Source organism: Paenibacillus sp. NPDC056933, assembly GCF_042674385.1.
GTDB lineage: Bacteria > Bacillota > Bacilli > Paenibacillales > Paenibacillaceae > Paenibacillus.
Genome location: NZ_JBHUQN010000002.1, coordinates 753,350 through 767,302, shown reverse-complemented (window position 1 = coordinate 767,302; position 13,953 = coordinate 753,350). Strand labels below are relative to the sequence as shown.

9 protein-coding genes are annotated in these 13,953 nt (G+C 43.8%); 7 read left to right on the top strand and 2 right to left on the bottom strand.

Annotated elements, in window-relative coordinates; all coding sequences use genetic code 11:
- Positions 1 to 470 precede the first annotated feature (470 nt).
- The 6 genes from ACFTRD_RS18420 (at position 471) to ACFTRD_RS18395 (ending at position 7,716) form a co-directional block, all read left to right on the top strand.
- Positions 471 to 1,577: a Wadjet anti-phage system protein JetA family protein gene (locus tag ACFTRD_RS18420; protein ID WP_379382507.1), complete on the top strand. Its 1,107-nt coding sequence runs from the start codon at positions 471 to 473 to the stop codon at positions 1,575 to 1,577.
- Positions 1,501 to 1,878, top strand: coding sequence for a Wadjet anti-phage system protein JetA family protein (locus ACFTRD_RS18415; RefSeq protein ID WP_379382505.1), 378 nt, complete (start codon positions 1,501 to 1,503; stop codon positions 1,876 to 1,878). The genes ACFTRD_RS18420 and ACFTRD_RS18415 overlap by 77 nt, the downstream gene beginning before the upstream one ends.
- Positions 1,868 to 2,509: a DUF4194 domain-containing protein gene (locus ACFTRD_RS18410; RefSeq protein ID WP_379382503.1), complete on the top strand. Its 642-nt coding sequence runs from the start codon at positions 1,868 to 1,870 to the stop codon at positions 2,507 to 2,509. Before ACFTRD_RS18415 ends, ACFTRD_RS18410 begins: the two co-directional genes overlap by 11 nt.
- A 2-nt stretch (positions 2,510 to 2,511) precedes the next feature.
- Positions 2,512 to 5,913 carry an ATP-binding protein gene (locus ACFTRD_RS18405; RefSeq protein ID WP_379382501.1) on the top strand — a complete coding sequence of 1,134 codons (3,402 nt, stop codon included), beginning with the start codon at positions 2,512 to 2,514 and terminating at the stop codon, positions 5,911 to 5,913.
- Complete coding sequence (locus ACFTRD_RS18400; protein WP_379382499.1) at positions 5,906 to 7,159, top strand: Wadjet anti-phage system protein JetD domain-containing protein; 1,254 nt, start codon at positions 5,906 to 5,908, stop codon at positions 7,157 to 7,159. Before ACFTRD_RS18405 ends, ACFTRD_RS18400 begins: the two co-directional genes overlap by 8 nt.
- Before the next feature lie 287 nt (positions 7,160 to 7,446).
- Positions 7,447 to 7,716 carry a DUF6809 family protein gene (locus ACFTRD_RS18395; protein ID WP_379382497.1) on the top strand — a complete coding sequence of 90 codons (270 nt, stop codon included), beginning with the start codon at positions 7,447 to 7,449 and terminating at the stop codon, positions 7,714 to 7,716.
- Between the two features lie 182 nt (positions 7,717 to 7,898).
- On the opposite strand, the gene ACFTRD_RS18390 is transcribed toward ACFTRD_RS18395, so the two are convergent.
- Both ACFTRD_RS18390 and ACFTRD_RS18385 read right to left on the bottom strand, forming a co-directional pair.
- Positions 7,899 to 9,260 (bottom strand): right-handed parallel beta-helix repeat-containing protein, encoded by a 1,362-nt coding sequence (locus tag ACFTRD_RS18390; RefSeq protein WP_379382495.1) that lies wholly within the window; start codon positions 9,258 to 9,260, stop codon positions 7,899 to 7,901.
- A gap of 569 nt (positions 9,261 to 9,829) precedes the next feature.
- The gene (locus tag ACFTRD_RS18385) at positions 9,830 to 11,422 is read right to left on the bottom strand and encodes a catalase (RefSeq protein ID WP_379382493.1); all 1,593 of its coding nucleotides are present in this window, start codon (positions 11,420 to 11,422) and stop codon (positions 9,830 to 9,832) included.
- 199 nt (positions 11,423 to 11,621) lie between these two features.
- Between ACFTRD_RS18385 and ACFTRD_RS18380 the strand changes: the two genes are divergently transcribed.
- Entirely contained in the window at positions 11,622 to 13,586 is a 1,965-nt protein-coding gene (locus ACFTRD_RS18380) for an ATP-dependent DNA helicase (RefSeq protein ID WP_379382491.1), read from the top strand.
- The last annotated feature ends 367 nt before the right edge of the window (positions 13,587 to 13,953 follow it).

Sequence of the window (13,953 nt, the reverse complement as noted above, 5' to 3'; positions counted from 1 at the left end):
CGGTTCAGTATGGCCACCAAGCTGGTAAATTCTCAGTCAGTTCTTAGGTAGAAGTAAATTATATTTTCATTTGAGAGTACCACCTAAAGTGATGCCCCATGATAACTAAAAAGTACCCAATAAATTAGCCAAGAAAAAGTCACCATACTTGTGCAGCACGCACGTAATTCAGTGAACTGATTCCCTAGGTCGAAAAAAAATTTTCACAGATTTAATATGATAATAAACTTATTTTCTATTTTAGCTAGTTGTTGATTCACAAGTGCCTCTACTAATGGGGGAGCGTGAAAATGAAATTCAAAGAAGCTTCTGTTGATTTTTTGACAGGAGTTTTTTTTGTTATAAGTATAAGTCAACATAAGTCAACATAAGTCGTCATATTCTTCCATTTTATAGTATAATATGACTGTATTAAAAGCCCTACTGCAAACAAATGAATTATAATACCAAATGGATTGGCAGGTGGACACGTGAACATTTTTGACACAATTCCTGAAAAATTTTTCTCTGTGCTGTCATCGGGGAACAAAGAAATATATGTTGATGCGCTTATGCTGCTACATCAGATGTTCAAGTATGAACTTAATATACGGGTAGACGATTATATCTCGTCTTTGATAGCCCAAATTGAGGATAAGTCCTTTATGCTCGAAGAAGATGACGAAGTAACCGAAGTAAACTTGACATCTAATGTTAAGGCGCGTTTGATATTGAACCGTCTGGTTAAAACGGGATGGGTAGATAAGGAGTTTCTGGATGGATCATTTATTGAAATTATTACTCCACGTGATTACGCCATTAAAGTAATGAAGCTCTTGAGTGAACTAAGTGATCAGACCCTGCACGATTATAACTCCCTCGTATTCGCGACTTATTCTGGTCTCAAGCAAGCTAAAAATGAACATCAAGGGCAAATGTATGAGGCAGTCTTGTCCGCAAAGACAAACACCGAGCAACTTACTTACGAGCTAAAAAGGCTTTATCATGGAATTCGCAGTTATTTGCGGAGAATACAGGAGCAGAGCGAAGTGAATGTGCTGCTGAAAAACCATTTTGAAGAATACAAAAGGATGTCCGACAGTATTTATCATCCGATTAAAACAATGGATTCTATTCATCGTTACATGGCACCAATTCAGGAGATACTGTCAGATATTCTTGCGGATGAAGAACTCATGGATGGAATGCGATCAAGAGCCATGACGATCCGAAAATATGAGAATGATGATGAGGCGGGGCAGGAGATCATATCTTCAATTGATTATGTTTTGGATGTATACCAGTCAATTGGAGGAATTGTGAATGAAATTGATAGAAAGCACAACGCATACACAAAAAGCTCTATTGAAAAAATCCAATACCTGATGACTGCAGACCAAAGTATCAAGGGAAAACTGGTTGAGCTGTTGAAAGAATACTCAAAATCCTCAGATACCAAGCGCACGGTAATCGTTGAAATGCTTGAAAAGAATATAAGAGTCAATCGACAAGAATTTATTGATGGAAAATCTCTCTATCATAAAAATGTACGTAGTAGGCGTGTCAATTCTGAACAAGCTGGAAATCACAGAGGATAATACGTTTTCTAATGCGGCTATGACTGGAATGCTGCAACAAATTAAAAATGGATACCCCGTGGAAAGAATTAGAAAATATGTAAACAGTCTTTTCAAAGAAAATGAATCGTCTATCAATAGTGAGACAATATCGATTAATAACGATGAGGACTTTGTACTTCTGATACTGGCTATGGTTCGTGCTAATGAACGAGGCATGAATTACAAGGTGCAAATGAACAATGGTCGATTTGATAGAAATGGTTACATAATTCCTAATATGACGTTCAGCAAAAGAGTGGTGGGCCACCATGTGGAATGAGAAGTACATAGGACTTACTACTTATGAGAAAGGCGAGTTCAAACGTTTGGCGAATTACCTATTATCTCATACATATATGGTGCGATATGAATATCAGTCTTCACAGCAGATGACCTTGCCAAACTACGACTATCAGATAGCTTCACGTCTATTTGGAATTTTGCAAGATTATTTTGCGGTCACTGGCTGGAGGCTTGAAAAAGATGATAATTATGGAATCATGTCCTTAATAAATATATTTGACCATAATCGCCTGAGGATTGATCGATTCACTACATTGTTTTTATATACATGCCGTCTCATATACGAAGAAGAGCGAGAACAAGTAAATAGCTTCCATACGGTTAAAACAGATACTCAAGCAGTTGTTGAAAAAATGCGAATACTTGGTCTTCTTGATAAGGGGAAAACAACACAAAAAGAACGTATTGAGGCTCAAAGAACGCTTGCGCATCATAATATTATTCAAAAAATGGAATCTTCTGCATGGAACAATGAAGGCAATCAAATTCTCATTCTTCCATCCATCTTATCTATTATTTCCAATCAAGGCATCAACGATATGATAACAGAATTAGATGAGCTTCGAGTAGATGACGACACTAGCACAACTGGAGAACAGGAGGAATAGAAATGAAACGGATGACAAAACTCTTACTGATTCATTGGCACTACTTTGTCCATGAAGTTATTGAGTTAGATAAAGTGAATTTTCTGACCGGAAAAAATGCCTCCGGGAAGTCGACGGTTATGGATGCTTTGCAGTTGTTACTGCTTGCCGATACTAGTGGTAGTTTCTTCAACAAGGCTGCCAGTGGACGTGGTAATCGAAACTTAAGTGGATATTTACGCGGTGAATTAGGTGACGATGAGGATTCTGGTTTTAAATATCTACGTAATGGACGTTTTACAAGCTATATCGCTTTAGAGTTCTTTGATGAGGAAAAGAAAAAATATTTTACCGCAGGGTGTTGCTTTGATACTTATTCGGAAAACGATATGCAAAAACTATTTTTTCGATTTGACGGAGTCATGCCGTCAAATGAGTTTGTCATTAATAGGAAGCCGATGGATATTACAACTTTGAGGGCACATATCAAGGAACACTATTCGATAGGACGTAGTTATACTACCGATGTAAATCGGGATTTTAGGCAGGATTTATATGGGAAACTTGGAGGCTTGCGTGATCGCTTCGGCCAGTTGCTGAGGAAAGCTGTTTCGTTTAATCCCGATGTTGACATACAAAAATTTATCTCAGAATTCGTCTGCGATACGCAACAAACAGTTGATGTCAGCCGTATGCAGGAAAATATTAGAAGCTATAAAAGCCTGGAGCAAGAGGCTGAGGTGCTTAAGGATCGAATCACGTTGCTTGAACACATTGTTACGGATCATCAAACCTTTGAAACCCACAGACAAAATGAAATTCTATATTCCTATCTGATTGACCGCGCGCAAGTAGATATCAAATTGACTACTAGTGCAGGCGAGAAAGAAAAAGTAACCGCTTATTCCGCCCAGCTAACTGTATTGAAGGATACGTTAGCTAAGGAAACTGAGCGACAGAGCAAACTGCAGGGCGACCGTAATATCATGCAAGCCAACCTGCTCAGTAACAAGGAAGCGCAAGTTTTAGCGAATCTTCAATCTCAAATCTCAGAGAAAGAGCAACTAATAGCCACGCTTCATGGGGATTTCGGTAGGACTTCTGCATTACTTTCAAAAAGCATTGCTTCATGGAGGATGAACATTAATGGGTTCATTAAGAAAATTCAAGGGACAGATACTAGCTCCCTCGATCCGATATTGACGACTCGTGTTCATGACCTTGTTGACGAAGGACAACAGTTTTATGCCAAGCTTGAAATACTCGGAAATAGTGATGCAGCAGCCATTTTAACAGTTGGGGAGAAAGGGCTCATTCACTATGCAGCCAGAGCGGATGCTATACGTATGCAGTGCAACGGCCTCGTTTCACGATTCTCCGAAGAAATACAGAAGGTTGCAGATAATCGTAAAGGATTACAGACGGAGCAGCAGTCCCTTGAAAAGGGTATCTACCGCTTTCCACAGGATGTACTTGATCTCAAGGAAGCCGTTATAGGGCGTTTGCATACCCAAACTGGTTCATCAGTTAAGGTAGTAGTAGTGGCGGAAGCAGCTGAACTTAGGAATAAACGCTGGCGTAATGTTATTGAAGGATATCTTAATACACAAAAATTCTATCTGATTGTTCCCCCGGAGCACTTTGACACTGCACTTCGTGTTTATGATGATATTAAGAGACAACGAAACATCTATAACACTGGTATTGTGGATATTGAAAAGCTGCAGAGAATAAATCCCATAGCAGAACCTGGAAGCCTTGCTGAAGAACTTGAAACGGATGATCCCAATGTGCGCTTATTTTTAGATTTTACACTTGGTCGTGTGAAAAAATGTGACCGCGTCAGTGATTTACGCCGGCATCGAACAGCGATTACAGACGATGGAATGTTATACCAGAATTTTGTTGTGAGAGCGATGAATCCAGATAGATGGGCTAAACCTGCCATTGGCCAAGGTGCGATTCAGCAACGCTTGGAAGATGTGAAAAGAGAGATTAAAGAGTTAACTGATAAAATAGCTGTTTGTGCATCTGTAAAGATTGCCTTTCAATCGGGAAATGCTCTAATGATTTTAAGCGAATCGGACGCCAAACAAACTGTTACGGCAGCGGTAAATGTTGGACAGATTCCAGAGATAGAACAAGAAGTCATTTTGCTGAATAAAAGTATGGATTCTATTGATAAAAGTGCTGTTGAAGCAATGCAGGAACGCATCGAGTCATTGGATCAACAACTGGGGGCCCTTTATAAACAGATTGACGTATATAAGCACGAATCCAGCACCATCGAAGAACGCTTGCGTGTATGCATAGAGGAAACAATTCCAAGACTTTCTAAAGAGTTGGAAACGATGCAGTTAGAACTTTCTAGAAAATACGAAGCAGAATGGCTCCAGAGCACAGGAAATACAAGATATCAACGAGAGCTCTTAAGTAGAGGTAATGCAGTTGATATTGAACGGGCATTTCCGAGAGAACTTAGTCGCTCCGTAAACGCTAAAAACGCTTTGTGGGACGGGTTGCGAACTTTGCGCCGCCAATATAATGATAACTATAAAATGGGGTATGATATTGACGTCGTGAGTAATGACGCTTACGATAATGCGTGGATTGAGCTCAGCGATATTAAACTTCCGGAATATTTGACTCGTATCGCCGATGCCCGAAATAAAGCTTTTGAGCAGTTTCAGGAGGATTTTTTAAGCCGTCTACAATATAACATTAAGGATGCAAGGCGGCAGATTGATGGACTAAACAGTGCATTAAGCGGAAGTTCCTTTGGCGAGGATACATATCGTTTTCTGATTATTCCAAAACAGGAATATAAACGATATTATGATATGATTGTAGATCCAATGCTGCTGGAAGGCGGGTATAATCTTTTGTCTGATCAGTTTAATGCAAAATACAAGGATGAGATTGCAGAACTGTTTGCAATTATTACGAATGAAGGAACCGGATCGAAAGCGCAGGAACGCGATGATTATGAAAAACGAGTACAAGCTTTTACGGATTATCGTACTTACCTTTCTTTCGATTTAGAGGTCATTAACCGCGAGGGTGAATCACAAAGACTCTCTAAAACACTTGGGAAAAAATCTGGTGGAGAAACTCAGACGCCATTTTATATTGCAGTGTTAGCATCGTTTGCGCAATTGTATCGCATTGGCCGGGACAAGACAGCTAATACATCTCGTATTATTCTGTTTGATGAAGCATTTTCCAAGATGGATGGCGAGCGAATTGTGCGTAGTGTTGAATTGTTACGTGAGTTTAACTTTCAAGTGATACTTTCAGCACCACCTGATAAAATTGGGGATATTGCCACTCTTGTAGATAGGAATTTATGCGTTTTACGTGTAGGAAAGCAGGCATGCGTGCGTAGTTTCGACCCTAGGAAGTTGGAGGAGCTTGAATATGAGTGAAGGATTTAAGCGCCAATTAGTTTCAGCTTTACTTGATAAATATGAGCGTAGTAGTTTTTTTTACGCGGAAAAACGTCCGACACGTCGAATTATGCTGAAATTATATGATGGAGGACAAACAGAGTTCCCACAGTATGATATAGAGCAATATGAAAAGCGCAGTATGATAAATTTTGCAGTACAGGCCTTGTATGAGGCGCAGCTCTTATCATATCGATGGATGAAGGGTGAAGAAAGTCACATCATAGCAGAGGTATGGCTGAATTTTGAGAATATCTCATCTGCGTACTCCTTGATTGGGCGGCAACCAAAGGGCGATGTGGTGGATGAGGTTTGTTTAGAACTGTTGAATTCAATAGATAAAGTTCGTAGCGGATGGGCAAAACAGTTTCTGAGCGATGCATATGACATCATTTCTAGAAAACGCTCTATTGGAAATAGATTACCAGTAGATAGAAGCGAGCGTAGTGATCTCCTTCGTGCAATATGTTTTATTGATCAAATGGGTGAGTTAGAAATGCTTGAACGTGTATTTTCGCTTCAATGTTTCGGAGATTCAAAGAGATTCGAGAAGGCGATAAGAGCACGGCTGCTTGGCATATTGTACAAATATCTAGATTATCAAGATGATAATACTGATGAGGAAATTCTTAGACAAGTAGGTATTACTAAGTATCCAGAACAATTGGAGTTTTGTGGGCAAGTAACCATGTCATTTGATAGCGGAACCATTGACTTTTCACATTTGATTTTTGGGGGCGTTGTGAACTCGAAAGATTTCCAACGAGGTCAGTTAAGATTATCTCCAACAATAGAACGTGTGATCTCAATAGAAAATAGGGCAAACTATATTGAGTATATCTATAAGCAAAAAAAGGACCATGAATTAGTTGTGTTCCACGGAGGGCAATTTAGCCCTGCTAAGCGGAAATTTTTAATGGCTGTTGCTGCATCCATACCTACGAATAGCCATTGGTATCATTGGGGAGATATCGACTTTGGTGGATTTTCTATGCTGGCAAGACTAAGACGGGAAATTAAGAACGATGTTATTCCGTACCGCATGGAAAAATCGGAATTGATAAGATATTCTTTGTTAACAGCATCACTACAGCCGAAATATATTGAAAAGCTATGTAGCTTGAAGCGGCATAGCGAGCTTGTCGATTGTTTACCCTGCATTGACCATATGATAGAAAATCGTGTCAAACTGGAACAGGAAGCTATGTTGACCGATCTTATTTAATAATTCAATTACCCGGTTTTTAAAGTTAATCTCTACTGGTCTGAATAATCAGCCAGCTTTATAAATAAAGCCGTTGGAATAATCATTTTGCCACGTTCGTAGCTTCATAAACACGTTTACCACAGCAAGATAAGCGGACGTTTGGTGTTTGAGGCATGGTTTAACTTTAATTTCGACTCAATTTCACCAAAAACGAAAAAATACTAGCGCATTTCCCGCTAAATCCTCATCCTACCTCATCCCTTGAGTTACAATCTTTCTGAGGTGACCTTATCATGAGGGATAATATGTCAAACTTGATCGAAGATTTGTTTCACGGAAACCTAAGATTGGACGAGTCGATTCATCCTGATCAAGCTGAGTATCGAGAGATTAATAGTCAAATATCGGACCTCATACAAGGCTACAAAACAAAGCTTACCAAGAGCGAATACGATGATTTGGAACAACTTGTAGACCTGATCGGACAGTCCACGTCCATGTATGTGGAAGCAGCGTTTGAGCAAGGTTTTCGTACAGGCGGTAAACTCATCATTGAGGTTTTATGCAAACCGTAATTATCTATTTAATCTATCCATCCATAAGTTAGCAGGGTATGCCCAGCAACTCAAAAATCCCCTTCACCAACACCAGCAATCCAGCTGGCATGGAGAAGGGGATTTTACGTTTATCCGTTTCTTTTATTTCACATGTGCACTCAACACACATGTTTAACTCTAACTCCAAACTACGCTACATCCTACCGCGTACCAATATTCGTACCCGATGGCGTACCTGACCCAACCAAATCACTGCCGTTCGCAAGCTTGAGGAAATTACCCAAGACAGGCGTTCCGTCCGCGCTGCGTGTTACCGAAGGCACGAGGGAGACAAAGTCGGCTGCGCTGGCGAGCAGGCCTTTTGCGTTCTCGCTTTTTTTGTTCTTCCACCAGACGTTGGTGCTGCTGACATCGGTTCCGCTTGTTTTGTCGCTGGCGCCGCCTTGGAAGGACAGGTTGTTGGTGAAGATGTGGGTGCCTACATCAAAGGCAAAGTTGCTTTGTCCATTGTTCCAGGAGGTGTTGTTTTTCATCTGGATCGAACCGGGATTGCTGTTATAGGTGAAGCCGTGCTTTTTGTTATTAAATGCAATGTTGTTCTCCACAATGTGATTCACCGCAATCTTCTCACCGCCGAGCTTGAAGCCGTTACCATCACTGTTGGAGGTAGAAGTACCGTCTGATGTTGCTCCGTTACCGTAGGCGATACTATTGCGGATCGTGACCGCGCCGATGGCGCCTGTGTCCGTTTTGCTATAGAGATCCCAGCCATCGTCCACGTTATAGGCGGAAATACAACCATCAAAGACATTGCCCGGGCCTACCGTCAATTTCGCGGCAAAACCGTCTGCATCCTCGCCGTCATCCGGGTCATAGTTGTTGTGGGAGTAGGAACGAATCACTTCATTATACGCAGGCCATTCACTCTTGGCGGCTGTGGAGGCATAACGTCCCATTTGAATGCCCGTATCCCGGTTGTGATGGGCTTCGATCTGCTCCAGTCGGTTATAACTGCCTCCGATGAAGATGCCGTTATCGCCGGCACCCTTCACCTCAAGCCCTTTGACGAACCAGTAGTCTCCGAACATTTGCAGTCCACGATTGGTAGAAGCGAAGGTTTGAGCCGAGAAGTCAAAGACCGGCTTTTCCGATCCATATGCCACCAGGTTTTTACGTTGTCCGGATGTGCCGCTGTTGCCTCGTTCAATGGTAATCGTTTGCGAGAAACTGTAGGTGCCGCCGCGTAGATAGATCGTTTTGCCCGGTGCGATCTGGGTCAAAGCGTTAGTCAGTGACGTTGGATTGTTGATGGTTCCTGGATTGCTGGCAGAGCCATTAGGAGATACATACAGATCACCGGCAGCAAGTGCGATATTCGAAGTCGCCACCGATTCAGAGGGATTTTGCAAGCTGCTCTCAATCAGTTCCGCAGCACCAACCGACCCACCACCAATCAATAATAGAGGGAACGCGGCGCTCAGACAGATCTGGGCCATTTTCGATTTCAGTGAACGTTCGGATCGTACAGAAGCATAAGTGGATGTGGATGGGAATAATTTCATTACGCAAACCTCCTTAGTTAATTGGGAATAGAATGAAGAGCATGTGGTAGCCGTGTACCCGACCGTGATCTATGAGATAAGTCAGGCCGGCTGGTTGGATACAATCTCTAGGACACAGGTTTATGGTAAATGTTGTAAGCGTTATCATCAATAATCATCTGATCAGGTGGAGTTACATGCAGGCAGGTCGGGCCTGGAAGCTTCCCGGGCCTGTAATATCAATGGATTTAGGTAATCTTTCTATTGGGTGATAGCTCTCATTTAACGAAGAATCATCTGAAATGAACGTAAAGAAACACGCTTTTCCATCCTCGAAGCACCCGTCTTACTTCTAATCCACTCCTATGAACTTCATATAATTTAAAATAAATAGCAGCATACATCCGAAGTGAAGATTACACCCAAGTTAATTATGAAAAAGCCCTGATCGCAGCTGCAACTGGCAACTTGACGATCAGGACGATGTTTAATCCAGAACGTAATTTGTTTACTAAAAATACTTACTCCAAATATTTACACACATGCATTAACAGTATCCGACCTATCAGTCTAAACGCTGTCCAGCTACCTTAATAACCATCCGTCTCACGACTGCGTTTCTCCGCTTGCTCCACGCTTGGTTCATGTTTCGGTTGAACTGTCGCACTATCATCGGTTGGTACAGAAGCCAGTCCTTCGGAGACACGCCGCCCGTAATCCGCATCCGCTTGGGTAAAATGAGAGATCATACGCTCCCGGATATCCGGTTTGCATTGGGCCAACGCGCTGACCATGTTGCTGATCAGCTCATCCCGCTCCCAATCCTCGAATGCCCGGTACGTGTCACCCGCTTGTCCAAAGTCATTGGTACGCTCAATCTTCTCACGAACGAGTCGCCCTTCAATCAGAGGTTCATGTTCCGGACCGAGCGGTGTAGCTTCTTTTAACCCACCAAGGGAGGAGGGTTCGTAGTTCACATGCGGGTTCTGCCCCGGTGCACGATCCACCTGATACTGCATCTGTCCGCCGCTTTGATTGGTCGCAACACGGTTCTTTGGCGCATTCACAGGCAACTGCAGATAGTTCGCACCGACCCGGTGACGTTGGGTATCCGAATAGGAGAAGGTGCGTCCTTGCAGCAGCTTGTCATCTGAGAAATCGAGCCCATCCACCAATACACCTGTGCCAAATGCCGCTTGCTCGACTTCAGTGAAATAATCCTCGGGATTGCGATTCAACGTCATTTTGCCTACAGGCAGAAACGGAAACTGATCCTGTGGCCACAGCTTGGTAGGGTCCAGTGGGTCAAAGTCCAACTCCGGATGATCGCCATCCTCCATCACCTGAACGCACAGCTCCCATTCGGGATAGTCGCCTTGTTCAATGGCATGATACAGATCCAGCGTGGCATGGTTAAAATTCTGCCCTTGAATCTCGTTTGCGTCTTTTTGTAGCAGGTTACGAATGCCTTGATTGAGCGGTTCCCAGTGGTATTTGATGAGTACGCCTGTGCCTTCCTGATTGACCCATTTGTATGTATTGACACCTGATCCTTGCATCTGGCGATAATTGGCCGGAATACCCCAAGGAGAGAAAAGGAACGTCACCATATGGGTAGCTTCAGGACTTAGCGAGACAAAATCGAAAAACCGCTCCATATCCTGTGCATTGGTCAACGGGTCTGGCTTGAAGGCATGTACCATGTCCGGGAATTTGAGCGGGTCGCGAATGAAAAAGATTTTCAGGTTGTTACCAACGAGATCCCAGTTGCCATCTTCGGTATAGAATTTGACCGCAAAGCCGCGCGGGTCACGCAGCGTCTCGGGAGAATGACCACCATGAATAACCGTTGAGAATCGAACGAATACGGGGGTTTCTTTTCCTTTTTCCTGAAACAGACGTGCACGTGTATACTTCGATACCGGCTCATCCCCAGCCGTTCCATACGCTTCAAATACGCCATGAGCACCAGCGCCGCGGGCATGAACCACCCGTTCTGGAATACGTTCACGGTCGAAGTGAGTGATCTTTTCAAGAAAATGATAGTTCTCCAGCGTGGTCGGTCCACGGCTGCCTACAGTTCGTACGTTCTGATTGTCTGTGATGGGGTGACCCTGTCGGTCTGTTAATGTGTCTGCCGCTGTGTCTGAGGAATACTCAGGTTGTGAAGACTGATTATCCATGGAGCACCGCCTTTCCTTAAAGTGGATTCTTGTATATATTTTCCCTGCAAATTGGTTCTATACATTAAACCTTACAAATAACCTAGCAAAAAAAGCTTGTCACCCGCCTCACCGCGTGCGATAATTAACTTTTGCCCTGCGGCCTTTTTTGAACGGAAATGAAAGAGGACCGCGTCTAAGAATGGAGGCTGACCTAGGATTGTCTACACAACGTTATCCTTTTGCATATGATCCGGCTGAACCTTTTGTATCCCGTCTGGGAGAATGGGTTGCCGATGTTTTTTACGATATTTTGCCTGAGTCCGGCTTCGAGGTACGGGATGAACAGATTTTTATGGCGTACCAGCTCGAACGGGCCTATGGAGATAAAAAGACCATTATGGCTGAGGCCGGAGTAGGAACAGGTAAGACGTTAGTCTACTTGCTCTACGCGGTCTGTTATGCACGTTATACGGGCAAACCGGCAGTGATCGCCTGTGCCGATGAGTCCTTGATTGAACAGCTTGTGAAGCCAGGCGGAGATATTGCGAAGCTGGCTGCACATCTGGATCTGGAAGTGGACGCACGTCTCGGAAAATCACCGGACCAATACGTCTGTCTGAACAAATTAAGTGCGGTGCGATTCGCGGATGAGGATGCGCCTGTTATTGAAGAAGTGCATGAGAGCCTGCCGGATTTTGTGAACACGCCGGGTACGCTTCAGGCTTTCCATCCGTATGGTGACCGCAAACAGTATCCGCATCTGAATGATCGTCAGTGGAACAAAATCAACTGGGACCCGTTCCAGGATTGTTTTGTATGTCCCAAAAGACAACGTTGCGGCCTGACGCTTTCGCGTGACCATTACCGCCGTTCCAAGGACATCATCATCTGTTCCCATGATTATTACATGGAGCATGTGTGGACCTATGATGCGCGCAAACGCGAGGGACAACTGCCACTGCTGCCTGATCACAGCTCGGTTGTATTTGATGAAGGACATTTGCTGGAAGAAGCAGCCCTGAACGCATTGAGCTACAAGCTGAAACACCGCATCTTCGAGGAACTCGTGACTCGTCTGCTTGAAGGTGAGATTCGTGAATCCCTCGCGGAGCGTGTGGATGAAGCGATTGAGAGCAGTGAGCGACTGTTTGCGTTGCTGGATACGTACACGGTGGCGATTCCGGGATCGGAACGGAAAGAAGTTCGAGTAGAAGCTCCGCTGCTGCGTGAGATTGAACGTCTGACCAACGTATTGGATGCCATTGGCGAAGAATTGGTATTTGAGAGCGGATTGTTCTCGCTGGATGGGTATCAGATGCGTGTCGTGGAAGAACATCTGGACATGATTCAGTCTGCACTTGCTTTGTTCCGTAAGGAGGATGGTTACATCTGTTGGGCGGAAGAGAGCGAGGACGAGACGACTTTATCGATCATGCCGCGTACGGTGAAGGAAATGCTGAACGAGCGTGTGTTCAACACAGGCATTCCAATCGTGTTCTCCTCCGCAACATTATCTGTGGATAGTTCATTCCGTTATGTGGCGGACAGCCTGGGCATTGATGATTTTGTATCGTTCTCGGTGGCTTCACCGTATGATTATGCGGACAAAATGAAGATGAAAATTACAGATGAAGCTGTACCGGGTCACCCGGAGAACGAAAATCGCATGCGTGATGCGGTGTCGTTACTTCAGGAGAGCGGAGGACGTGCGCTGATTCTGTTCCGTACGATGGAAGAACTACGCGCGTTCAAGCAGGACATCGTTCATGTGCCTGAAGCAGAAGGTTTGCGCTTTATGTATGAGGGCGACCGGGAGATCAGTGATCTGATTGCGGCATTCCAGCAGGATGAGGAAAGTGTGCTGTGTTCCGTTAATCTGTGGGAAGGACTAGACGTTCCAGGCCCGTCATTATCCAATGTCATGATCTGGTCGCTTCCGTATCCACCACAGGACCCTGTTTTCAATGCAAAACGCAGTGCGTCGGCAGCACCATACGAGGAGATCGATCTTCCGTATATGCTCTTGCGTGTGAAGCAAGGTCTCGGACGTCTGATTCGGACAAGCACGGATTCCGGTTCTGCGGTCATTCTCGATGAATCGCTGTATACCAAAAAGGAAGCCAAAGACCGCATTGCGGCCCTGCTTCCTGAAGGTGTGGAATGGACAACCCTGACACACTAATTAACTTACGTTAAATATTCTTGCTTTGTTTTTGATGATAAGGTTTCTTACCAAAATAAGTTCTTGTTCTCTGCGGATTCACCATCCGTATGTGAGCAAGAGCTTATTTTTTTATTTTGATGGTTCTTCCAATGGACTACTCTTCCCTTTTTCGAGGAATTTCCCCTCGCTCCCAATCGCTGCAAAATTCTAACGAACCCACCGCACCTTATTAGAGTGATAATTAAGTGATGTAAATTCTAACGAATCTCAGTAACGTTATCCCGTCCGAAAATAGCTTTTCAACCTTGAAATCGACCGAATTTGGAGAAATAACGTCGCTGTGATTCGTTAGGCTTCAGACCTGCGCAAATAGGAGCGAATAACG